The organism is Streptomyces sp. NPDC059875, from assembly GCF_042731085.1.
Lineage (GTDB): Bacteria > Actinomycetota > Actinomycetes > Streptomycetales > Streptomycetaceae > Streptomyces.
This window is the reverse complement of record NZ_JBHWJZ010000031.1, coordinates 82603-104779: the sequence shown is the minus strand read 5'-3', so window position 1 is coordinate 104779 and position 22177 is coordinate 82603. Positions and strand designations below refer to the sequence as shown.

General features: G+C 71.2%; 16 protein-coding genes, 2 pseudogenes and 1 riboswitch. Of the genes and pseudogenes, 14 read left to right on the top strand and 4 right to left on the bottom strand.

Annotated features, from left to right (window positions below):
- Positions 1-98 precede the first annotated feature (98 nt).
- Positions 99-2474: a chitinase C-terminal domain-containing protein gene (locus ACFV9D_RS30640; RefSeq protein ID WP_385153334.1), complete on the bottom strand. Its 2376-nt coding sequence runs from the start codon at positions 2472-2474 to the stop codon at positions 99-101.
- Between the two features lie 243 nt (positions 2475-2717).
- A riboswitch (FMN riboswitch) is annotated at positions 2718-2847 on the top strand.
- A 188-nt stretch (positions 2848-3035) separates the two neighbouring features.
- Here ACFV9D_RS30640 and ribD point away from each other — a divergent pair.
- From ribD to ACFV9D_RS30590, 10 genes are all read left to right on the top strand, one after another.
- On the top strand, positions 3036-4097 hold the full coding sequence (ribD, locus tag ACFV9D_RS30635; RefSeq protein WP_385153349.1) for a bifunctional diaminohydroxyphosphoribosylaminopyrimidine deaminase/5-amino-6-(5-phosphoribosylamino)uracil reductase RibD: 1062 nt from the start codon (positions 3036-3038) through the stop codon (positions 4095-4097).
- A gap of 2 nt (positions 4098-4099) precedes the next feature.
- Positions 4100-4708: a riboflavin synthase gene (locus ACFV9D_RS30630; protein WP_385153331.1), complete on the top strand. Its 609-nt coding sequence runs from the start codon at positions 4100-4102 to the stop codon at positions 4706-4708.
- A gap of 44 nt (positions 4709-4752) precedes the next feature.
- Entirely contained in the window at positions 4753-5343 is a 591-nt protein-coding gene (locus ACFV9D_RS30625) for a nicotinamide riboside transporter PnuC (protein WP_385153346.1), read from the top strand.
- A complete protein-coding gene (locus ACFV9D_RS30620) occupies positions 5340-6617 on the top strand; it encodes a bifunctional 3,4-dihydroxy-2-butanone-4-phosphate synthase/GTP cyclohydrolase II (protein ID WP_385153328.1) in 1278 nt (425 codons plus the stop codon). The genes ACFV9D_RS30625 and ACFV9D_RS30620 overlap by 4 nt, the downstream gene beginning before the upstream one ends.
- Before the next feature lie 57 nt (positions 6618-6674).
- Positions 6675-7160: a 6,7-dimethyl-8-ribityllumazine synthase gene (ribH, locus tag ACFV9D_RS30615; protein WP_385153325.1), complete on the top strand. Its 486-nt coding sequence runs from the start codon at positions 6675-6677 to the stop codon at positions 7158-7160.
- A gap of 35 nt (positions 7161-7195) precedes the next feature.
- On the top strand, positions 7196-7468 hold the full coding sequence (locus tag ACFV9D_RS30610) for a phosphoribosyl-ATP diphosphatase (RefSeq protein WP_053643769.1): 273 nt from the start codon (positions 7196-7198) through the stop codon (positions 7466-7468).
- 66 nt (positions 7469-7534) lie between these two features.
- Positions 7535-8383, top strand: a complete 849-nt coding sequence (hisG, locus tag ACFV9D_RS30605) for an ATP phosphoribosyltransferase (protein ID WP_361847727.1) — start codon at positions 7535-7537, stop codon at positions 8381-8383.
- 32 nt (positions 8384-8415) lie between these two features.
- On the top strand, positions 8416-8868 hold the full coding sequence (locus tag ACFV9D_RS30600) for a PH domain-containing protein (protein ID WP_385153320.1): 453 nt from the start codon (positions 8416-8418) through the stop codon (positions 8866-8868).
- 215 nt (positions 8869-9083) lie between these two features.
- Positions 9084-10424 carry a hemolysin family protein gene (locus tag ACFV9D_RS30595; RefSeq protein WP_385153317.1) on the top strand — a complete coding sequence of 447 codons (1341 nt, stop codon included), beginning with the start codon at positions 9084-9086 and terminating at the stop codon, positions 10422-10424.
- On the top strand, positions 10421-11506 hold the full coding sequence (locus tag ACFV9D_RS30590) for a hemolysin family protein (protein ID WP_385153314.1): 1086 nt from the start codon (positions 10421-10423) through the stop codon (positions 11504-11506). Before ACFV9D_RS30595 ends, ACFV9D_RS30590 begins: the two co-directional genes overlap by 4 nt.
- Positions 11507-11675: 169 nt before the next feature.
- Here the strand turns inward: ACFV9D_RS30590 and ACFV9D_RS30585 are convergent, their stop codons facing one another.
- Together ACFV9D_RS30585 and ACFV9D_RS30580 are read right to left on the bottom strand one after the other, a co-directional pair.
- Positions 11676-13574, bottom strand: a complete 1899-nt coding sequence (locus ACFV9D_RS30585; RefSeq protein WP_385153312.1) for an AAA family ATPase — start codon at positions 13572-13574, stop codon at positions 11676-11678.
- A gap of 363 nt (positions 13575-13937) precedes the next feature.
- Positions 13938-14564, bottom strand: coding sequence for a uridine kinase (locus tag ACFV9D_RS30580; protein WP_385153309.1), 627 nt, complete (start codon positions 14562-14564; stop codon positions 13938-13940).
- Positions 14565-14822: 258 nt separating this feature from the next.
- Between ACFV9D_RS30580 and ACFV9D_RS30575 the strand changes: the two genes are divergently transcribed.
- The 4 genes and pseudogenes from ACFV9D_RS30575 to ACFV9D_RS30560 all read left to right on the top strand — a co-directional run bounded on the left by ACFV9D_RS30575 (position 14823) and on the right by ACFV9D_RS30560 (position 19794).
- Positions 14823-16190, top strand: coding sequence for a peptidase C39 family protein (locus ACFV9D_RS30575; protein ID WP_385153306.1), 1368 nt, complete (start codon positions 14823-14825; stop codon positions 16188-16190).
- A gap of 78 nt (positions 16191-16268) precedes the next feature.
- A pseudogene (locus tag ACFV9D_RS30570) lies at positions 16269-17085 on the top strand (sulfatase-like hydrolase/transferase); the annotation flags it as partial.
- Between the two features lie 317 nt (positions 17086-17402).
- Positions 17403-18815, top strand: a pseudogene (locus tag ACFV9D_RS30565) (sulfatase).
- Positions 18816-18894: 79 nt separating this feature from the next.
- Positions 18895-19794 (top strand): formylglycine-generating enzyme family protein, encoded by a 900-nt coding sequence (locus ACFV9D_RS30560; protein WP_385153303.1) that lies wholly within the window; start codon positions 18895-18897, stop codon positions 19792-19794.
- Between the two features lie 78 nt (positions 19795-19872).
- Here ACFV9D_RS30560 and ACFV9D_RS30555 read toward each other — a convergent pair whose 3' ends face one another.
- The gene (locus tag ACFV9D_RS30555) at positions 19873-22113 is read right to left on the bottom strand and encodes a sulfatase-like hydrolase/transferase (protein ID WP_385153300.1); all 2241 of its coding nucleotides are present in this window, start codon (positions 22111-22113) and stop codon (positions 19873-19875) included.
- Positions 22114-22177 lie beyond the last annotated feature (64 nt).

Genomic DNA, 22177 nt, shown 5'->3' with positions numbered 1-22177 from the left:
GCGCACACGCGGGCCGCGGCGAAGGCGCGGAAGGGAAGGGACCCGGCGGCGGCAAGGGCCGTGAGTCCGCCGCCGGGCGTTCTGCGGAGGTCAGGGCGTCAGCAGGTGCCGAGGTCCTTCCAGACGCCCCACTCGCCGGTCGTGCCCGGCTCCTCGTTCTGGGTCCACCACTGGGCCTTCCACGTGTGGCCCTTGTGGGAGACCTCGTTGCCCGCGGTGTAGACCGTGCCGGCCACGTACGCCGGAGCGGTGCAGGTGCCACCGGTCGGCGTCGGCGTCGGGGTCGGACCCGTCGGAGTCGGGGTCGGACCGGTCGGCGTCGGCGTCGGGGTCGGGGTCGGGGTCGGCGTCGAGCCGCCGGGCTCCACCACCGTCGTGCCGCGCGCCAGGTCACCGGCGAGCGCGTACGTCGTGCCGCTGATGTTCACCGTCCAGTTCGACGGCGTGGACACCGGCAGGTAGTAGTTGAACGCCAGGTCCACCGACGCGCCCGGGGCCAGCGACTGCCAGGTCGGAAGCTTCAGCGACACCCGGTGGAAGTCGCCCTTCAGACCGCCCACGTTGTTGCCCGTGTGGTCGCTGCTGATCACCTTCGTGCCGAAGCCGGACTGGTCCGAGGCGTTGCCCGGCGCGGCCGTCGCGTAGTCGAACTGGAACTCCGTGCCGCCCGGCAGCGCGGTGGCCGTGTTGTTGGTGATCTTGATCTTCGGGGTGATCGGGTAGTTGGAGTCGCCCAGCTTGAACTCGGTGAACTCCACGCCCACGTTCACGGCCTGCGTCGGCAGCGTCGCGTTCGACTTCTTCGCCCCGTAGGGGGTGGCCGCCTTGAACTTGTCGTACATCAGCGAGGTGAGCGTGGAGCCCATCTCGTACTGGCCCTTGCCGGCGTTCCAGGCGTAGTCGCCGGCCATCTCCCAGACCATCGTGCCGCCGATGCCCTTGCTGACCACGTAGTCGGCCTTGGCGGCCACCGACTGCTCGTCCTCGGTGGACAGGAAGACCTTCTTCTGCGCGTTCCACAGCCACGGCGCGACCAGGGTCGAGTCGTACTTACGGGCGTAGGTGCCGGTCAGCGTGGTGTTCGCGGGGAAGCCGTACTGCGTGACGTAGTCGCCGACGATCCCCTTCTCCAGGTTCTTGGCGTGCCACATCGGGTTGGAGCCGGCCGGCGACTCGACACCGTTGGTGTCCTTGTCGTGCCACAGGTTGTCGATGCCGACGGCGCCGTCACCGCACTTGGTCAGACCGGAGCCGGCCGGGCAGGTGGTCGCGGAGGCCTTGCCCCACAGACCGTCCGTGCCGCCCTGCACGTTCTTGTGCCCGCGGGTGTAGTACGGCAGGCCGATGTTGATCCGGCCGGCCGGCATCGAGCCGCGGAAGTAGTGGTAGGCCCAGTCGGTGTTGAGGTAGCCGATGCCGCCGTACTGCGAGGTGGAGTACACGCTCGCCGCGGCCAGCTCGGCGTCCTTGCCGTCGTCGAAGAGCGAGGCGTTGGGGCCGACGTACTCGTTCCAGGCCCCGTGCAGGTCGTAGGACATGATGTTGACGTAGTCCAGATACTTCTGCATCTGGAAGGTCTCCATGCCGCGCAGCAGGTAGCCGGAGGAGGGCGCGGCCACGGTCAGCATGTAGTGCTTGCCGTCGGCGGCGCCGGCCCGGTCGAGCTTCTCGCGCAGGCTCTTCATCAGGGCGTCGTAGCCCTTGACCAGACCCGCGCGGCGGGCGTTGGAGAGCTGCCAGTCCAGCGGGTTGCCCGCGTCCTTCATCGTCGTCGGGTACTCGTAGTCGATGTCGACGCCGTTGAAGCCGTACTTCTTGATGAAGGCGACGGCCGAGTCCGCGAACGTGTCGATCCCGGCCTGGTTGACCGAACCGTCGGCGTTGGTGGCCATCGAGTAGAAGCCGCCGGAGTTCACCCGGTTGCCGTTGTCGTCGAAGTAGCCGCCGGTCTCCGCCCAGCCGCCGACCGAGATCAGCGTCTTGACGTCCGGGTGCTGCTTCTTGAACTTGTTCAGCAGGTTGAAGTGGCCCTTGTACGTGTACGCCGGGTCCATCTCCGCGCCCGCGACACCGGGCCAGGTCATCCCGGTGGCCGCGTTGTTCGGCCCGTCCGTGCCGACCGAGAGCTTGTTGTCGGAACCGATGTGTCCGAAGGCGTAGTTGATGTGGGTGATCTTGTCCCACGGGATGTTGTTGGCGAGGTAGGCCGGCTCGCCGTTCTTGCCGGTGCGCCAGCCGGTGAAGTAGCCGATGACCCGGCGCTGGTGGTCCGCGCCCATCTTCTCGCGGCCCTCGGAGTCGTAGACCGAGCAGTACGGGACGTCGACACCGGGAGTCTTGTGCAGCCCGTCGGGGCGACAGCTCTCGTTGTCGGCGGCGTGCGAGACACCGCCGGCGAGGGAGCTGATCAGCAGTCCGGCGACGGCCGCGCCGGACGCGAGCAGCGAGGCCCTCGTCTTCGTGGGGGACAACACGATCGGTTCCTCCTGGGGAGGTCATCGGAACACAACGAACAAAGGGGTGGGTCGTGTTGGGCCCGTGGAGTGCGCACACCGGCGGGCCGTACCTCGGAGGTGACACGGAGATTAAGAGGACTAGACCAGTGCGTCAATAGGTCTGGACCAACGGAAGAGTTCATGGGACGCTGTGAGCCAGCCCACAGGGCCTCACCCGCATGGCCGACGATCGGCCGTGGCACACTGGCCCTGTATCAGCAGCAGCGCACTCCGGGGTCGGTGTAATTCCGAACCGGCGGTATAGTCCGCGACCCGTCCGCAGCCAGCGGCCGGTTGACCAGGTGAAATTCCTGGACCGACGGTGAAAGTCCGGATGGGAGGCAGTGCGCGGCGGGCGACCCTTCAAGGGGCGCTGTCGGCCGTATCGCCGCTGGTCGCCGTCTTCGGCGATCGGTGTGTCCGGCCTCGGCACCCCTGTGCGAAGTGTCGTACCCGCTCTCTGTCGTCATCGACAGGCCCCGGAGTCCGTGCCCGAAGAGGCAGGAGGACCCGGTGGCAGAGCCGACCGACATCACCGCCATGCGACGCGCCATCGCGCTCGCCGCCCGTGGTCTCGGCTCCACCAGCCCCAACCCGGTCGTCGGCTGCGTCATCCTCGACGCCTCCGGACACCAGGTAGGCGCCGGGTTCCACCAGCGCGCCGGCGGACCGCACGCCGAGATCCACGCCCTGCGCGCGGCCGGCGACCTCGCTCGCGGCGGCACCGCCTACGTCACCCTCGAACCCTGCAACCACACCGGCCGCACGGGCCCCTGCGCCCAGGCGCTCGTCGAGGCCGGGATCGGCCGTGTCGTGTACGCCGTCGGCGACCCGAACCCGCAGGCCACGGGCGGTGCGGACACCCTGCGAGCGGCCGGCGTCGAGGTTCTCGGCGGCCTGCTCGCGGACGAGGCCGAGGCGGGGAACATCGCCTGGCTCACCTCCGTACGCCTCGACCGCCCCTTCGTCCGGTGGAAGTACGCCGCCACCCTCGACGGCCGGATCGCTGCCGCCGACGGGACCTCCCGCTGGATCACCTCGGCCGAGTCCCGCGCCGACGTCCACCGGCTGCGCGCCGAGGCCGACGCCGTCGTCGTCGGCTCCGGCACGGCCCGCGCCGACGACCCCCATCTGGCCGTACGGGGCATCGAGGGTGCCGTCCAGCCGCTGCGGGTCGTCGTCGACACCGAGGCGAGCGCCGTGAAGCCGGGGGCCCGGGTCCTCGACGACGCGGCCCGCACCGTAATCGCCGTGGCCGAGGACGTGCTCCTGGAGGAGACCATGCACTTCCCCGAGACCTGGCGGCTCTCCCGCGCCCCCGGCGGCGGACTCGACATCCCGGAACTCCTCGCGATGCTCCACCAGCAGGGCGTCCGCTCCGTCCTCCTCGAAGGCGGGCCGACCCTGGCCGGAGCCTTCGTCGCCGCGGGCGCTGTCGACCAGGTCGTCGGCTACCTCGCCCCCGTACTCCTCGGCGCGGGCCCGAACGCCCTCGCCGGCGCCGGAATCACCACCATCGCCGAAGCGTTGCGGCTCGACGTCACCGAGACCGTGCGCATCGGACCCGATCTCCGTATCACCGCGACCCTCAAGGGAGCCTGACCGTGTTCACCGGAATCGTCGAAGAACTGGGCGAGGTCACCGCCGTCGAGAAGCTGGCCGACGCGTCTCGCTTCCGCCTGCGCGGACCCCTGGTCACGGAAGGCGCCAAGCACGGCGACTCCATCGCCGTCAACGGTGTCTGTCTCACGGTCGTCGAGTTCGGCGACGGAGAGTTCACCGCCGACGTGATGGCCGAGACCCTCAAGCGGTCCTCCCTCGGCGCGCTCGACGTCGGCTCCCGGGTCAACCTGGAGCGGCCCATGGCCGTCGGCGACCGCCTCGGCGGACACATCGTCCAGGGCCACGTGGACGGCACCGGCACGATCCTCGACCGGACCCCGTCCGAGAACTGGGAGATCGTCAAGGTCGCCCTGCCCGCGCACCTCTCGCGGTACGTCGTCGAGAAGGGCTCGATCACGGTCGACGGCGTCAGCCTCACCGTCGTCGAGGCTGCCGACGACTGGTTCACCATCAGCCTCATCCCCACCACCCTCGCGCTGACCACGCTCGGCATCAAGCAGAGCGGCGACCCGGTCAACCTCGAAGTGGACGTCATCGCCAAGTACGTCGAGCGGCTGCTCGGCCCGAACGCCCGGGAGAACGTCAAGTGAGCTGGCTCAACTCCGAAGCGTTCACCGCCTTCGGCCAGCACATCATGTGGTCCGACATGATCGGCAACACGATCGGTCTGATCGCCCTCGCACTCGGCTGGCGGCGCTCCATACTCACCTGGCCCGCGCAGCTGCTCTCCGGCGTCATCCTCGTCGGCGCCTACGCCTCCGCCCACCTCAGCGGCGGTGTCGGCAAGCAGCTCCTGGTCATCGGCGTCGCCGCCTGGGGCTGGTGGCAGTGGAACCGCGGCAGGCAGCAGGCCCAGGACGGCTCCATCGCCGTCCGCTTCGCGAGCTGGAAGGAGCGCGGACTGCTCCTGGCCGGCGCGGTCCTCGGCACCCTCGCAGTCGGCGGCCTGTTCACCCTCTACCCGTCGCTCTCCTGGAGCCCGTGGGCCGACGCGTACATCTTCGTCGGCACGCTCGTCGCGATGGTCGCCCAGGCCCGCGGTCTGGTCGAGTTCTGGTTCGCCTGGCTCCTCGTCGACCTGGTCGGCGTTCCCCTCGCCTTCAACAGCGGCCTGGCCTTCTCCGGCCTGGTCTACGTGATCTACTTCGCCCTCGTCATCTGGGGCATGCGCGACTGGTGGCTCCGGACGCGTACTGCTCCCGCTCTGGAAGGAGCCCACGCATGAGCGCGCTGCCCGTCTGGGACGTCACCGATCTCGCCCTCGACCCCGTCGAGCAGGCCATCCGCGACATCGCCGCGGGGCGCCCGGTCGTCGTGGTCGACGACGAGGACCGCGAGAACGAGGGAGACCTCGTCATCGCCGCCGAGAAGGCCACCCCCGAGGTCGTCGCCTTCATGATGAGCGAGTGCCGGGGCCTGATCTGCGCCCCCATGGAGAACGACGAGCTGGAGCGCCTCCAGCTCCCGCAGATGGTCGAGCACAACACGGAGTCGATGCGGACGGCCTTCACCGTCTCCGTCGACGCGGGCCCGGCCCACGGCGTCACCACCGGCATCTCCGCCGCCGACCGCGCCACCACGCTGCGGATGCTGGCGAGCGGCGAGTACGAGCCCACGGACTTCGTCCGTCCCGGCCACATCTTCCCGTTGCGCGCCAAGTCCGGCGGCGTCCTGGTCCGCAACGGCCACACCGAGGCCGCGGTCGACCTCGCCCGCCTCGCGGGCCTGCGCCCGGCCGGCGCGATCGTCGAGATCGCCGGCGAGGACGGCGTGATGCTGCGGCTGCCCGAGCTCGTCCCCTTCGCCCGGAAGCACGGCCTCACGATCATCTCGATCGAGGACCTCATCGCGTACCGCCGCTCCTCAGAGCCGACGGTCCGTCGCGAGGCCGAGGTCCGGCTGCCCACCGCGCACGGCGACTTCACCGCGTACGGCTACCGCTCCACCGTCGACGGCGTCGAGCACGTCGCGCTCGTCCACGGCGAGATCGGGGACGGCGAGGACGTCCTGGTCCGGGTCCACTCCGAGTGCCTGACCGGTGACATCTTCCACTCGCTGCGCTGCGACTGCGGCCCGCAGCTGGAGGCCTCCATGGACCGCATCACCGAGGCCGGCCGCGGAGTCGTCGTCTATCTGCGCGGCCACGAGGGCCGCGGCATCGGCCTGCTGTCCAAGCTGCGCGCGTACGAGCTCCAGGAGCGCGGCCGCGACACCCTCGACGCCAACCTGGAGCTGGGCCTGCCCGCCGACGCCCGCGACTATGCGGCCGGCGCGCAGATCCTCGGCGACCTCGGCGTCCGCAGCCTGCGGCTGATGACCAACAACCCCGACAAGATCTCCGCCCTCACCCGGCACGGCCTGAAGGTCGAGGGCCGCGAGCCCATGCCGGTCCAGGCGGGCGAGCACAACCTCCGCTATCTGCGCACCAAGCGGGACCGGATGGGTCACGACCTTCCGTGGCTGGACCCGGGCACCGCGTCCACCTGCGCGAACCAGTAACAAGTCCACCTGCGCGAACCAGTAACAAAACGTAAGAGAACGGCCAGAAGGAGAGACATGAGCGGCAAGGGCGCACCCGTCCTCAGCGTGAAGAACTGCGGCGACCTCCGGGTCGCGGTCGTCGCGGCGCAGTGGCACGAGAAGATCATGGACGGACTCGTCGACGGCGCCCTGCGGGCCCTGCACGAGCTCGGCATCGACGAGCCGACGCTGCTGCGCGTCCCCGGCAGCTTCGAGCTGCCCGTGGTGGCGAAGGTCCTCGCCGGTCGCGGCTACGATGCCGTCGTGGCCCTCGGCGTCGTCATCCGCGGCGGAACCCCGCACTTCGAGTACGTGTGCCAGGGCGTCACCCACGGCCTCACCCAGGTCTCGATCGACACCGGCGTACCCGTCGGCTTCGGCGTCCTGACCGTGGACAACGAGGAGCAGGCCCTGGACCGGGCCGGCCTCGAGGGATCCAGCGAGGACAAGGGCCACGAGGCCGTCACCGCCGCCGTCGCCACCGCGACCACGCTGCGCACGGTCAGCGAACCCTGGCGCTGAGTGCGCGACCCTTACCCCGTACCCTTAGGACCATCATGGCGAACAAAACCTTCGAAGAGCTCTTCGCCGAGCTCAAGCTCAAGGCCGAGAACGGCGACCCGGCCACCTCCCGCACCGCGGAACTGGTGGACAAGGGCGTCCATGCCATCGGCAAGAAGGTCGTCGAGGAGGCCGCCGAGGTCTGGATGGCCGCCGAGTACGAGGGCAAGGAAGCCGCCGCCGAGGAGATCTCGCAGCTGCTGTACCACGTCCAGGTGATGATGGTCGCCCGCGGGATCTCGCTCGACGACGTCTACGCCCATCTCTGATACGTACACCTTCTGAGCGCATCGAACACCCTCCCCGAAAACTCCCAGGCAAAGGAAGCTCATCCCATGCTGCGCATCGCCGTCCCCAACAAGGGTTCACTGTCCGGACCTGCGTCGGCGATGCTCCATGAGGCCGGCTACCGCCAGCGCAAGGAGTCCAAGGAGCTCGTGGTCATCGACCCCGAGAACGAGGTGGAGTTCTTCTACCTGCGCCCGAAGGACATCGCGATCTACGTGGCCTCCGGCAAGCTCGACATCGGCATCACCGGCCGTGACCTGCTGCTCGACTCCGGGGCCAACGCCGAAGAGATCCTCCCGCTGAACTTCGGCCGGTCGACCTTCCGCTACGCCACCCGGCCCGGCACCGCGAACGGCCCCGAGGACTTCCACGGGATGACGATCGCCACCTCCTACGAGGGCATCGTCGCCAAGCACCTCGCCGACCAGGGGATCGACGCCTCCGTCGTCCACCTCGACGGCGCCGTCGAGACCGCCATCCAGCTCGGTGTCGCCCAGATCATCGCGGACGTCGTCGAGACCGGCACCAGCCTGCGCAACGCCGGCCTGGAGGTCATCGGCGAGCCGATCCTCAAGTCCGAGGCCGTGGTCGTCCGGCGCAACGGCGCCGACGCCGAGCAGCCGCAGGTCCAGCAGTTCCTCCGCCGCCTCCAGGGCGTCCTGGTCGCCCGGTCGTACGTGATGATGGACTACGACTGCCGCGCCGAGCACCTGGAGCAGGCCGTCGCCCTCACCCCGGGCCTGGAGTCGCCCACGATCTCGCCCCTGCACAACGAGGGCTGGGTCGCGGTCCGGGCCATGGTCCCGGCCAAGGAGGCGCAGCGGATCATGGACGACCTGTACGAGCTGGGTGCCCGCGCCATCCTGACGACGGCCATCCACGCCTGCCGCCTCTGACCCTCCCGCAGGCACGAAGGAACGACGCACCGATGTCCGAGTCACCCCTGCCCACCCTTCCGGTCACCTTCCGGCCGGGCCGCACCCGAGCGGTCCTGCTGACGGTCGGGACGGTGATGTTCGCCGTCATCACCGCGGTCGCGCTGATGCTGGAGAAGCTCGGACCGGGGGAGCGGGCCAGCTTCATCTTCACCGCCGCCCTCTTCCTCGGCGTCCTGGCGATGCTCAGCCGACCCAAGGTCGTCGCCGACGACAGCGGTGTCACGGTCGTCAACATCACCCGGACGCGCCGACTCGCGTGGGCCGAGATCCTGCGGGTCAACCTGCGGCCCGGCGACCCCTGGGTCTTCCTGGACCTGAGCGACGGCACGAGCATGCCCGCACTCGGAATCCAGCCCGGCATCGCCAAGGAGCAGGCCATCCGCGACGCCCGTGCCCTGCGGGCCCTGGCCGACAGCCGCGGCACGGGATCCGACGCGAGCTGAGTCCCGGGTCCCCCATACGGGGCTGACCCCCTGCCCCGCGCGGGGTCCGCGTGATTACTCTGGAGGCGGTGGTGCCGAGCGGCACCACCGCCTCGCATGTGCAGGGCCGCTGCCGCGGCCCGCGGGGCCTCCCTGCGACCCGAGGAGTGACTCCCTCCGGCAATGGACGGATCGTCCGGTAGTACCTGCGCCGCCCCCTCCACGGAGGCGGCGGCATGATCATCCCCCTTCTGCTGCTCGCCGCAGCCTTCCTCCTGATCCTCGCCAACGGCTTCTTCGTGGCGGCCGAGTTCGGCCTCGTCACCGTGGAACGCCCCGACGCCGAACAGGCCGCGGCCGCCGGTGACCGGCGGGCCCGCACCGTCGTCAAGGCGCTCGGCGAGCTCTCCTTCCAGCTCTCCGGCACCCAGCTCGGCATCACGATCACCTCGCTCGTCGTCGGCATGCTCGCCGAGCCCGCCCTCGCCCAGCTCCTCGACGGGCCCCTGACCGCGACCGGCCTGCCCGCGGGCGCCGTCTCCGGTGTCTCCGTGGTCATCGGGATGCTGCTCGCCTCCGCCGTCCAGATGGTGATCGGCGAACTCGTCCCCAAGAACTGGGCGGTCTCCCGACCCCTCCAGGTGGCGCGGTTCGTGGCGGGACCGCAGCACCTCTTCTCGACCGTGTTCCGGCCGGTGATCGCCCTGCTGAACAGGGTCGCCAACCGGCTGGTCCGGCTCCTGGGCGTCGAGCCCACCGAGGAGCTGGACTCGGTCCGTACCCCCGGCGAGCTGGTCTCGCTGGCCCGGCACTCGGCCAGGGCCGGCGCGCTGGAACAGGACACGGCCGACCTCTTCGTCCGGACCCTGTCGCTGGGCGGGCTCACGGCCGAGCAGGTCATGACCCCGCGGGTGCGGATGAGCGCGCTCCAGTCGGACGCCACCGCGGCCGACGTCCTCAACCTCACCCGGGCCACCGGGCTCTCCCGCTTCCCCGTCTACCGCGACCGCATCGACGAGATCGTCGGCATGGTCCACCTCAAGGACGCGCTCGCCGTGCGGCCGGAGGAGCGGCAGCGCACCACGGTCGGCCGCATCGCCGTACCCCCGCTGCTCGTCCCCGAGACCCTGCCGGCCCAGGCGCTCCTGGAGCGACTGCGCCGGGAACAGCCGATCGCCGTCGTGGTCGACGAGTACGGCGGCACGGCCGGGGTCGTGACCCTGGAGGACATCGTGGAGGAGCTCGTCGGCGAGGTCCGCGACGAGCACGACACCGCGGCCGACGAGCGGCCCGAACTGGCCGCCGTGGCCGCCGAGGACGGCAACCCCGCCTGGGAGGCCGACGGCTCCTGCCGGGTCCACACGCTGCACCGGATAGGCCTCGATGTGCCCGACGGGCCGTACGAGACGGTCGCCGGGCTCGTCGCCGACCTCCTCGGACGCATCCCGGCCCCCGGTGACCGGGCCGAACTCCCGGGCTGGCGGCTGTCGGTGCGCCAGGTGGACCGCTACCGCGCCGAGCGCGTACGGATCGTGCGGACCGCCGAACGGCCCCTGGTGCCGGAGGCCGTCCGATGAGCATGGTCCAACTGCTGTTCGCCGTCCTGCTGGTGGTGGCCAACGGCTTCTTCGTCGGCGCCGAGTTCGCGCTCGTCTCCGTACGGCGCAGCCAGATCGAGCCGCTCGGCTCCGGCTCCAAGCGGGCGCGCCAGGTCCTGTACGGCCTGGAGAACCTGCCGCAGATGATGGCCGCCGCCCAGTTCGGCATCACCGTCTGCTCCCTGACCCTGGGCGCGGTGGCCGAGCCGACCGTGGCGCACCTCCTCGAACCGGTCTTCCACGCCGTGCACGTGCCGGCCGGACTGATCCATCCGCTGGGGTACGTGGTGGCGCTCGCCGCGGTCGTCTTCCTCCACCTCGTCATCGGCGAGATGGTCCCGAAGAACCTCGCGATGGCGGCGCCGGAGCGGACCGCGCTGCTGCTCGGCCCCGGCCTGGTCGGCTTCGCCCGGGTCTGCCGGCCGGTGACCAGGGCGCTCGGCGCCTGGGCCCGACTGGTGCTGCGGGCCTTCCGCGTGGAGCCGAAGGACGAGGTCGAGGCGGTCTTCACCAGCGCGCAGCTCGGCCGACTGGTCGAGGACGCGGGCCAGGCCGGACTGCTCGACCCGGCGGAGCAGGAGCGTCTTGAGGACGCCCTCGAACTGGGCAGCCGCCCGGTGACGGACGTCCTCATCGCCCCGGCCACGCTGGTGACGGTCACCCCGTCCGTCACCCCGCGGGAGATCGAGGAGCTCACCGTGCGCACCGGCTACTCGCGCTTCCCGGTGTGCGCCGAAGGGCGCGGGACGTACATGGGGTTCGTCCACGTCAAGGACGTGCTCGACCTGGAGGAGCGGGAACGGGCGGTGCCGCAGCACATCTGGCGCCCGATGGCGACCGTCCGGGCCGAGCTGCCGCTCGACGACGCCCTCACCGTGATGCGCCGCGCGGCCACCCACCTCGCGCAGGTCGCGGACGGATCGGGGCGTGTGCTCGGTCTCGTCGCGCTGGAGGACGTCCTGGAGATGCTGGTCGGCGAGGTCCGCGACCCGGCGCACCGGGCGCCGCTGCCCTCGGCCCCCCGCCGCCCCGAGCCGGCACCGGAGGTGGTCACGGCCTGACGTCCCAGGGTGGTGGTGGGCATTCGTCCCGCCAGGGCGGCCCGGTGGGCACATCCACCCACCGGGCCGCACCCGGCCCCGTTCCCTGGCCACGTGCCGGCCCGGTTCCCTGGCCACCCACGCGGCCCCGTTCCCTGGCCACGCACGCGGTCAGTGCCCGGCGGGCGGGTCACGTCACTCCGGGATCCTGCTGCCCCCGGCCCGCCGGCCCCCGGCCCGAGAGGACTTCCCCGTACGCCTGCATCAGGTCCGCGAGCCGCAAGGTGGCCAGGTCCTCGCGCGTGGGCGTGCACGGGTAGCCCGACAGCCGGAGGTCCCGGTACGCGCAGGACTTCTCGTACAGCGTGCGCAGGAAGCGGCCGTTGCCGAGCTCGTCGATCCAGCCCTGGTCGACGACATGGCCGCTGATCGAGCGCAGCTCGTCCAGCGCCTCCTCGTCCCAGCCGTCCCCGTTCGCCGCCGCCAGCACCTCGCCGATCGCCGTCAGTTCGAGCGGACGGTACGAAGGGAAGTCGACCCGGGTCGTGAAGCGGGAGGACAGCCCGGGGTTGGTGGCGAGCAGCCGGTCCATGCCCTCGGGGTAGCCGGCCAGGATCACCACCAGGTGGTCCCGGTTGTCCTCGGCACGCTTGAGGAGCACCTGAAGCGCCTCGTCCCCGTACGCGTCGCCCTTGCTGTAGCCGGTGTTGGAGAGGGAGTACGCCTCGTCCACGAAGAGGACCCCGCCGATCGCCGAGTCGATCAGCTCGTTCGCCTTCACCGCGGTCTGCCCCAGGAACTCGCCGACCAGGTCGGCGCGTTGGGCCTCCACCAGGTGGTCGCCGCCGAGCAGCCCGAGGGCGTAGAAGACCCGTCCGAGGATCCGTGCGACGGTGGTCTTCCCGGTGCCGGAGGGGCCGGAGAAGACAAAGTGACGTTTCGGCGGCTGGACCGGTAGGCCCTGCCCGGCCCGCAGCCGGGCCATCTCCAGCTGCGCCGACAACGCCTTGACCTGCCGTTTCACCGGCTCCATCCCGACCATGCGCTCCAGCTCGGCGAGCGCCTCGGCCAGCAGGGCCGGGTCCGTGGGGCTGGCGGGGAAGCGCGGCGGCGCCGGCTGGACGGGGATCACCGCCTTCTGCCGTACCACGTCCGGGGGTTCGGGCGGCCCGGCGGGCGTGGGCGGGGGCCCCGGCTCCGTGCCCAGGCGAAGCCCGTCGGGCGCCGTCCCCTCGGGATCGGTCTGCGTCGCGTCGGCCGTGTCCTGCCCGACTCCGCCGAGAGCGACCGAGGCGAGCCCCGCCGGGTCGTCCGGGCCCTCGAACCCGTCGTACTCGGTGATCGCCGCAAGCCGGGCGGCCGTGTCCATGAACGCCGGGTCGATCCGGTGCACCGCCCGGTAGAGCGGCAGGGCGGCGGCGCTGCGTCCGGTGCCCTCATGAGCCCGGGCCAGCCAGTACCGGAGCTCCTTGCGCTGCGGCTGTTCGCTGCGGCACCGCATCAGCGCCGCCGAGAGCAGCGGCTCCGCCTGGCCGTACATCTCCAGCCGGACCCGGGCCATCCCGCCGAAGAGCCCCGCCTCGATCCCGAGCAGGGGATCGTTCACCAGCGGCTCGGTGTGCCGTACCAACTGGTCCCAGTCCTTGACGAGATAGGACCGGCAGGCGTGCAGAAAGCGGACCTGCGGATCGGTGTCGACCGGCGGCAGTCCCGCCAACGCCCGGTCCAGTTCCGGCACATGGCGTCCGTCCAGCCAGTGCGAGGCGTGCGCGAGCAGCAGATCACGCGGGCTCTCGAGCACGGGCTGCACCCACCAGCCCAGCCAGTACCAGGAGTTCAGCGTCCGGCGGTGCCGGGCGCGCTGTTCGCCGAAGCGGTCGCGGTTGCGGTACATCCGCAGCAGCGCGGTGGTGGTGTCCACCCGCAGCGCGTGCAGCCCGAGCCAGGCGTCCGCCATGCCGGGATCGACGCGTACCGCCGTTCGGAACTCTTCCTCCGCCTGCGGATAGGCGCCCATCGTGTAGGCGTCGACTCCCCGCAGCCAGGCGAGCTCGGCCGGGGCCTGTCCGCCCTGCGTGCCGATGTCCATCGGGTCCCCCACAAAACGTGCCCCCGTTACTGTCCCGGCGGGCGGGCGCCCGCCGGAAGCCGTACAGAACCGCCTTCTCGTGGACGGGATTGACCCCACCGAGGGGCATCGTACCTGCACAGAGCGTGCGCGACGAAGGAGAAGCGCATGATCCGGTGGCCATAACCCTGGGTAAGCATCAGGGGAGGCGACGGGCCGGAGAAAGGGATGATCAGGGCAGAACGAAGCCCCCGATCACGGGGGAACAACCGGGGGCTTCGCGTCCGCGGCGACTCCGAAAAGCCGCACATTGAGAACGTAGGACCTGTACGCCCCTTGGGTCAAGGTGAGTTGAGGCACTTGCGGAAGTCGCCTTCCGGCTACTCATTTCCGGAGGCGGGCTCCGTCACGTTCCGTGATGATCTGGTTCGGGCCCGCTGTCACAGAAGGCCCGGGGAGCCACTCGTAACCCTCAGGACACTCCCGTACCAGGGTGTCGGCGAAGGGCCGCGAAGGGTCCGCGGCGAAATGGCGAGTCTCCGCCACCGTCCAGCCGTCCCAGAAAGCGGACTGCGCTGGTCCGTCGCGGTGCCGACCGCGCGCCCAGGACTCCTCGGGGCCCCGTTCCATCCAGAGCAGCGCGGCCAGATACGGGCGCAGGGCGTGCCGCCCGGCCCCCACACCCTCCACGAGGACGACCGGAGCGGGGGGCAGTTCCCGTGCCGGACCGAAGGTCCTCAGATTCCAGTCGTACGGGTGATAGAGCGCGGTCTCCCCCCGCGAGAGGGGCGCGATCACCTGGTCCCGCATCCGCTCCGTCCACGCGAACAGTTCCTCGTGCGTGGCGAGGTCGTCGAGGTGGAGGACGGGTGCGACCAGCCGGGCGGCGAGGCGGGCCGCGAAGGTGGACTTGCCCGAGCCGGCGTGACCGTCGACCGCGACCAGGCGCACCGGCCCGCAGGAGGGCGGCAGGGCGCGCAGCGCGTCGGCGGCGCTGTCGGGATCGGTCATGGGGGCAAGCGTAGACGAAGGTCGTTCGACGCAGGTCAGGGGCATGGCGCCGCCAGTGGTGAAGACCAATATTGGTACGGCGACGCGGGTCGAATCGCTGGCAGAAGTCCTCGCTGAGCCGCGATAGTGGTCCACGCCCGGCACCGCACCACTTCCTTCCCCTTCCCCTTCCCCTTAGCCATGCGCACCCGCGCCGCGCCCGCGCGCCCGCAGCCCCGTCCGTTCGCCTCAACCGTTCTCGACTGGGGGTCACCGCCCATGACCAGATCCACCCCGCGCAGAACCGTCCTCACCGCAGCCCTCGCGGTCGCCGCCGGCACGGCCGCGGCCTCCGTCGCCCCGGCGACCGCCCTGCCTCGCGACGCCGCGGGCGCCCCGGCGGCCGACGCCGCTCCCGGCCTCGTCGACAACCGCTTCTGGACCTCGTACACCGACTGGCGCTGCGGTGACTCCGCCGGCACCCGGGCCGTCGCCGGCCGTCGGCCGGGACTCGTGATCGCCACCCCCGCCGGCCGTCTCGACTACGCCGACCCGCACGGCGGTACGACCTCCACCTGGGAGTACGCGAGCTGGACCTCCCCGGTCCACACCTCCACCGTCCCCGCCACCGAGGTCATCGCCTCCTGGAACGCCGACACCCCGCCCGGCACCTGGATCCAGATCGAGCTGCGCGGCACGTACAACGACGCGAGCACCACCCCCTGGTTCGTGATGGGCCGCTGGGCGGCGGGGGACGGCGACATCAAGCGCACCTCGGTCGACGACCAGAGCGACGGCAGGAGCTCGATCTGGACCGACACCTTCTCCGTCGACGACGCGGCGAGCGGACTGCGCCTCGACGCGTACCAGCTGCGGCTGACCCTCTACCGGCTGCCCGGCACCGCGCTCACGCCCACGGTCTGGCGACTCGGCGCGATGGCCTCCGACATCCCGGACCGCTTCACCGTCCCGGCGTCGGTGCCCGGCCTCGCGCATGAGCTGAGCGTCCCGCGGTATTCGCAGAACACCCATGTCGGCCAGTACCCCGAGTACGACAACGGCGGCGAGGCCTGGTGCAGCCCGACCTCCTCGCAGATGATCGTCGAGTACTGGGGACGCCGGCCGAGCACCGAGGACCTCGCCTGGGTCGACCCGGCCTTCGCCGACCCCCAGGTCTGCCACGCCGCCCGCTTCACCTTCGACCACCAGTACGAGGGCTGCGGCAACTGGCCCTTCAACGCCGCCTACGCCGCCACCTACCCGGACATGAACGCCGTCGTGACCCGGCTGCGCTCCCTCACGGACCTCGAGACCTTGATCCGGGCGGGCATTCCAGCCATAACGTCACAGTCCTTCCGCAAGGAGGAGCTGACCGGCGCCGGCTACGGCACCTCCGGCCATCTGATGACCGTCATCGGCTTCACCCCGACCGGCGACGTGATCGCCAACGACCCCGCCTCGCCCAACAACGAGGCCGTACGCAGGGTCTACCGACGCCGCGAGTGGGAGAACATCTGGCTGCGGACCAAGCGGTACGACGCGAACGGCAAGGCCAGAAGCGGTACGGGCGGTGTCTGCTACGTCTTCTGGCCCGCTAAGCCGGCACCGAGCCAGCGCCGCGCACTGCGGTCGCTCGGCCTGGCGTGAGTCCGTGCGGCCCCACGGCCGTCGCGACGACCTGACGGCAGCGCTCCTGACCGTCCTGCTGAGGTGGCCGTACCGGTCCACCCCCGCCTACCCGGCGACTGGGACCCGGACGTCGACCGCGACCCGGAGCTCATCGGCGGCCCCCGCAGTCTCGTCCACTACCCGCGAGGCTGGGGCATGGCCTCCAACACCCCCTTCCGTCTCTACAAGCGGCACACCTACGCGGGCGGCGTCCGGGTCCCCTTCGTCCTCTCCTGGCCCGAGGGAGTGCGCAGCGGCCGGCTCGCCCCCGGGATCCGGCCGCAGTACCAGTACGTCACCGACATCGCCCCCACCCTCCTCGAACTCGCCGGGATCGAACGCCCCGAGCGCCGGCGGCACGTCCCGGTCCAGGAGCCCGACGGCATGTGGCACCCCCGAGCTGGAGTGCTACCGCTCGTCGAGGCTTGTCTCCCTGCGCTCCTTCACCGTCGAGGTCCTGCTCGACGAACCCGGCGAGGGCGTCCTCGTCTTCCACGGCGACCAGGGCGGCGGCTACAGCCTGTACGTCGAGGACGGCCGACTGGCCTTCGCCTACGACGAGTTCGGACGCCTCCAGGAGACCGACGCCGGCCCCCTGGCCCCGGACCCCCACGAGATCGTGCTCACCGCGACCGCCGAGGAGCGGGCCGCTCCCGACAGCGTGCACCAGCTCATCGGGATGGCCCCGTTCCAGGGCATCGGCGTCGGAGTGGACCGCAAGCCCCCGGTCTCCTGGCCCCTGTACGAGCGCCGGCGCTCCTTCCGCCACACCGGCGGCATCCGCTCCGTCACCCACCGCCCGGGCCCGCCCGGACCCGACGCCCCGGACGCGGTCGCCGCCGCCCTGAAGGAGGCGGCCGCGGCTTTCGAGTAGACCGACCCCGGCGTCCGGCGCCCGCCCCGCTGTCCGCCTATTTCATCTGCCGTATATGGAAGGACGGTTCCGCGTCGCCTACTGTCGTGGTCATGGCAGCAGAAGTCCTCACTGCGCGCCGCCACGTCGACCAAGGGGGCGCGGCGAGCGCCCTCTGTACGGTCGCCCCGGTGCGCTGAACGCGCCCTCTCCCCCACGGGATCCCCACCTGGCGCCCCGCCTGACTCCCGTCTCTTCCCCTTTCGCACCGCGGCCGACGGCTTGACCCATCGTCCGTTCGTCCGCTGTGCCCCCATGTGCAGACGCACCCCGGAGGAATGGACATCATGAGCGAGAACCGACGCCCCCCGGTGAGCCGCAGAGGCTTTCTCGGCGGCGCCGCCGCCGTGGCGGTCGCGACCGCCGTACCCGGCCTGGCACAGATCGCCGGGGCCGGCCCCGCCGCTGCCGCCGCCCGCCCGAACATCCTGCTGATCGTCACCGACGACCAGCCCAAGCACACCGAGTGGGCCCTGCCCAAGACCGTCGCCTGGCTCGCCGACCAGGGCGTGAAGTTCACCAACGGCCACGTCACCACCCCGCTGTGCGCGCCCTCGCGCTCCAGCGTCTTCTCCGGCCGCCACGCCCACAACCACGGCGTGCGCAACAACGGCGCCTCGCACGCGCTCGACCAGAGCACCACTGTGCAGAAGTACCTCAAGCAGGCGGGCTACCGCACCGGCCTGTTCGGCAAGTACCTCAACTCCTGGGCGCTGGCGGACAACCCGCCGCACTTCGAGGACTTCGCCCTCCTCCAGCCCGGATACGTCGACGCCCAGTGGAACGTCAACGGCACCGTCCAGACGATCAACGGCTACACCACCACCATCGTCAAGAACCGCACGCTGAACTTCCTCGACAAGGCCGCCGCCGACCCCCGGCCCTGGTTCGCGTAGGTCACCCCCTACGCTTCCCACGGCCCGCGCACCCCCGAGGCGAAGTACGCCGGCACCCCGGTCCCGGACTGGAACGGCCGCCCCTCCGTCCCCGAGAACGACCGCAGCGACAAGCCGGCCTACATCAGGAACGCCACCGGCACCCTCGCCGACGGCCGGACCATCCGCGCCGAGCAGCTGCGCACCCTGCTCTCGGTCGACGACGCGGTGCAGGCGTTCAAGGACAAGCTCCAGGCCCTGGGGCAGCTCGACAACACTCTGGTCATCTACATCGGCGACAACGGCTTCAGCTGGGGGGACCACGGCTGGACCGCGAAGTCGGTGCCCTACCGCCCGGCGCACGAGGTGCCGTTCTACCTCTCCTGGCCTGCCGGCGGGCGGGGCGCGGGGACCCTGGACAACCGCGTCGTCGCCAACATCGACATCGCGCCGACCATCCTGGACGCGGCGGGCATCACCCCGAGCGCCCCGCAGGACGGCAGGTCCCTGCTCTCCTCCTACAGTCGCGACCACCTGCTGGTGGAGTGGTGGAAGCAGGGCACCGGCACCGGCGGGGCACCGACCTGGTCCTCGTACGTCGCCAAGGACAAGCAGTACACGGAGTACTACGACCTGACGACCGACGCGAACGGCACGGTGTCCGGCACCGGCCAGGTGAAGTTCCGCGAGTACTACGACCTGGTGAACGACCCGTACCAGCTGACCAACAAGCTGTATCAGGCCACACCGGCCGAGGAGCAGGCGTTGGGCATCCCCGCCCTGGCCGCCCAGCTCGCCGCCGACCGCGTGGCCTGACCCGCATCACAGAACCGCCGGCCGGCACCCGTGTCGCAAGGCACGGGTGCCGGCCACCCATCGTTCCCACGGAGCCGTCATGCCCGAATGCTGCACCCCAGGTCACGCCCACGCCCCCGTACTGACCCTCGCACCGCCACGCCCCGCGCCCGCGCCCTCCCGGGTGGCCCGGCAGCTGCTCACCCTGTCCGGTGGGCGCTTCCTCATGGGCACCGACGACCCGGAAGGCGTTCCGGAGGATGCCGAGGGGCCGGTCCGCGACGCCGTCGTCGAACCCTTCCGTATCGCGTCCACGACCGTGACGAACGCCCAGTTCGCCACGTTCGTCAAGGCGACCGGACACGTCACCGACGCCGAGCGCTTCGGCTTCTCCTTCACGTTCGGAGCCTTTCTCGGCGAGGAGGTGGCCGCTGTATCCCCGCCCGTGGCAGCCGTCCCCTGGTGGCGGGCGGTGGAGGGGGCCGGCTGGCGCCACCCCGAGGGGCCTGGCTCCCACGTCACCGACCGGCAGAACCACCCCGTTGTCCACGTGTCCTGGAACGACGCCCAGGCCTACTGCGCCTGGTCCGGCACCCGCCTGCCCACCGAGGCCGAGTGGGAGTACGCGGCCCGAGGCGGCCTGGAGCAGCGCCGGTACCCGTGGGGTGACGAGCTCACGCCCGGCGGCCGCCACATGTGCAACATCTGGCAGGGCGACTTCCCGGACCTCAACACCGCCGCCGACGGCTACGTGGGCACGGGCCCCGTGAAGTCCTTCCGCCCCAACGGCTTCGGGCTCTACAACACGGTCGGCAACGTCTGGGAGTGGTGCGCGGACTGGTTCACCCCGGGCGAGGAGAGTTCACGGGCGATGCGCGGCGGCTCGTACCTGTGCCACGACTCCTATTGCAACCGCTACCGGGTGGCCGCCCGCAGCTCCAACACGCCCGACAGTTCGACCGGCAACATCGGGTTCCGGGTGGCCGCCGACCCTGCGTAGCACCGTCCGTCCGCCGTGCTGTGGAAGAGGCCGTTTCGGAGTGTTCCGAAACGGCCTCTGGCGTGCGGGCGCGGGAGGTCAGCCCACGGTGATGTGGGCCAGGGCCCAGGAGGTGTGGTCGAAGGACGTGCGGTTGTTGGCGTCCTCGACGACCAGCCGCAGGACGCGCACCCCCCGCACGTCCAGGTCGACACCGACGGGGCCGGTGGCCGCCGTGAGCGTGGGGGTCGTCAGCAGCAGGCGGCCGTCGCCGTAGACCTTGGCGCGGGTGGCGCCGACGTTGCTCTGCTTGGCGGAGAAGTCGTCGATGCCGACCAGGGCGGTGAAACGGAGTGCGGCACCGCCGAGGTGGTACGCGATGTCGCTGGGCGCGTGGACGCCCAGGCCCTTGGAGTAGGTCGTACCGCCGAAGGAGATCAGCGGGCCGTCGCCGGCGGCGTTCTTGCCGTTGGAGGTGTCGCGTTCCACCGGTCCCCAGCCGTTGGTGGCGCTGATCCAGGCGAGGTCGGAGAGGTAGGAGTCGCGGGTGGGGGCAGGGGGCGGGGTCGGGATCGTGCCCGTGGCCGGGTAGCGGACCGGGCCGGCCGGGGTGAGGGCGCTGCCTTCCGCGGCGAGCGTCCACGTGGTCGCGGGGGCGGCGTTCGAGGGCGGGGTGACCTGCCAGGAGGCGGTGAGCCGACTGCCGGTGGCGAGCTGGTCCGCCGTGGTCGGGGAGGCGGGGGCCACGATCCAGCCGTCGGGGGCGTGCAGGGCGAGCGAGGCCGCGTTCCACGGGCGGGAGGAGCCGTTGTCGAGGGTGGCCGTCACGGTGAACGCCTGGCCGGGGACGGCCAGACCGGGCAGGGTCAGACGGGTTCCGAACGGGATGCGCGGATAGCTGTCCTTCCAGGAGGAGCGCATCAACGCCACCAGTTCCGTGGCCTTGGCCGGGTGCTTGTCGACGATGTTGCGGGTCTCGCCGATGTCGGTGGCCAGGTCGTACAGCTCCACCTGCCACTGCTCGTCGGGGAGGGTGTGGTCCCGCTCGGGGGCGAAGCGCACGGCCTTCCAGTTGTCCCGGCGGACCGCCTCGGCGAGCCAGGTGGCACGCCCGCCGTCCTGCGAGTTGGCCCGGCTGGTGACGCCCCGCTCGTCGCGGAACCAGTACAGGTGTCCGTGGCGCGCCGAGACGACGCTACCGGCGAGGAGGGGAGCGGCGGACAGCCCGTCCACATCGGTGGGGGAGGGGGCACCGCCGAGCTCGGCCAGGGTGGGGAGCACGTCGGTCAGCGGGGTGGGGCGGTCGCTGGTGCCCTGGCGGACCCGGCCGGGGCCCCAGGCGATGAGGGGGACGCGTACGCCGCCTTCGTAGAGGTTGCGCTTGTAGCCGCGCAGCGGGCCGTTCGCGTCGAACAGGTCGGGATTGACCCCGCCCTCCTCGTGGGGGCCGTTGTCGCTCGTGACGAGGACGATGGTGTCCTGCTCCAGGCCGACCTCCCGGAGCCGGTCGACCACCTTGCCGACGAGCGAGTCGAAGTACGTGACCTGGGCCGCGTGCCCCTTGTTCGCGGCCGTCCAGGTCCGGTCGGCGTAGGCGCTGGAGTCGGGGATGTCGCTGGGGGCGTGCGGCACGTTCGGGGTGAGCAGCAGGAGGAACGGCTCAGAGGTGTGGGCGCCGATGAACTCCAGGGCGCGCTGCTCCAGGAGGTCCGGGGCGTACACCGCCTTCACGCCGCCGGCGTTGGCGGGGATGGGTTCCTTCACGTCGTTGTGCCAGAGGTACGCGGGGTAGTACTGGTGGGCGTGGCTGTGGTCGATGTAGCCGTAGAACTCCTCGAAGCCGCGGGCGGCCGGGTGACTGTCCTGGCCGGCGGCTTCCGGTCCGAAGCCCCACTTGCCGATCACAGCGGTGCGGTAGCCGCGGGCCCGGAGCACCTCGGCGAAGGTGGTGTCGTCGGCGGTGAGTGAACCCTGGCCACCGGAGGAGGGGTTGGCGCGGACCGTGGAGTGGCCGGTGTGGAGTCCGGTCAGCAGGGAGCCACGTGACGGGGCGCAGACGGCGGCGGTGGAGTAGGCGTCGGTGAAGCGGAGTCCCTCGGCGGCGAGCCGGTCCAGGCGGGAGGTGGTGATCAGCTTCTGGCCGTAGGCGCCGAGCTCTCCGTAGCCGAGGTCGTCGGCGAGGATGACGACGAAGTTCGGCGGCCGGGTGGCCGATGCCTCCGCCACATCGGAGTCCGTCGGCCTGGACGTTGCCTGCGCCGACTCCGCGGGGGCGGCGGTGACGGCGGCCAGACCGAGCGCGGCGGTCGAACCGGCCAGGAAGGTACGGCGGCTGGGCATGGCTGACGGCTCCTCGGGTGCGGGTGAGCGGGGTGGGTGCGGGGTACGGGCGTTCTGCCGATCA

What these genes read in the sequence shown, in the direction of transcription:
- ribD (WP_385153349.1), top strand. Translation starts at nt 3,036, where the DNA reads ATGCGACGCGCCATCGCGCTCGCCGCCCGTGGTCTCGGCTCCACCAGC.
- ACFV9D_RS30625 (WP_385153346.1), top strand. Translation starts at nt 4,753, where the DNA reads ATGTGGTCCGACATGATCGGCAACACGATCGGTCTGATCGCCCTCGCA.
- ACFV9D_RS30620 (WP_385153328.1), top strand. Translation starts at nt 5,340, where the DNA reads ATGAGCGCGCTGCCCGTCTGGGACGTCACCGATCTCGCCCTCGACCCC.
- ribH (WP_385153325.1), top strand. Translation starts at nt 6,675, where the DNA reads ATGAGCGGCAAGGGCGCACCCGTCCTCAGCGTGAAGAACTGCGGCGAC.
- ACFV9D_RS30610 (WP_053643769.1), top strand. Translation starts at nt 7,196, where the DNA reads ATGGCGAACAAAACCTTCGAAGAGCTCTTCGCCGAGCTCAAGCTCAAG.
- hisG (WP_361847727.1), top strand. Translation starts at nt 7,535, where the DNA reads ATGCTGCGCATCGCCGTCCCCAACAAGGGTTCACTGTCCGGACCTGCG.
- ACFV9D_RS30600 (WP_385153320.1), top strand. Translation starts at nt 8,416, where the DNA reads ATGTCCGAGTCACCCCTGCCCACCCTTCCGGTCACCTTCCGGCCGGGC.
- ACFV9D_RS30595 (WP_385153317.1), top strand. Translation starts at nt 9,084, where the DNA reads ATGATCATCCCCCTTCTGCTGCTCGCCGCAGCCTTCCTCCTGATCCTC.
- ACFV9D_RS30590 (WP_385153314.1), top strand. Translation starts at nt 10,421, where the DNA reads ATGAGCATGGTCCAACTGCTGTTCGCCGTCCTGCTGGTGGTGGCCAAC.
- ACFV9D_RS30585 (WP_385153312.1), bottom strand. Translation starts at nt 13,574, where the DNA reads ATGGACATCGGCACGCAGGGCGGACAGGCCCCGGCCGAGCTCGCCTGG.
- ACFV9D_RS30580 (WP_385153309.1), bottom strand. Translation starts at nt 14,564, where the DNA reads ATGACCGATCCCGACAGCGCCGCCGACGCGCTGCGCGCCCTGCCGCCC.
- ACFV9D_RS30575 (WP_385153306.1), top strand. Translation starts at nt 14,823, where the DNA reads ATGACCAGATCCACCCCGCGCAGAACCGTCCTCACCGCAGCCCTCGCG.
- ACFV9D_RS30560 (WP_385153303.1), top strand. Translation starts at nt 18,895, where the DNA reads ATGCCCGAATGCTGCACCCCAGGTCACGCCCACGCCCCCGTACTGACC.
- ACFV9D_RS30555 (WP_385153300.1), bottom strand. Translation starts at nt 22,113, where the DNA reads ATGCCCAGCCGCCGTACCTTCCTGGCCGGTTCGACCGCCGCGCTCGGT.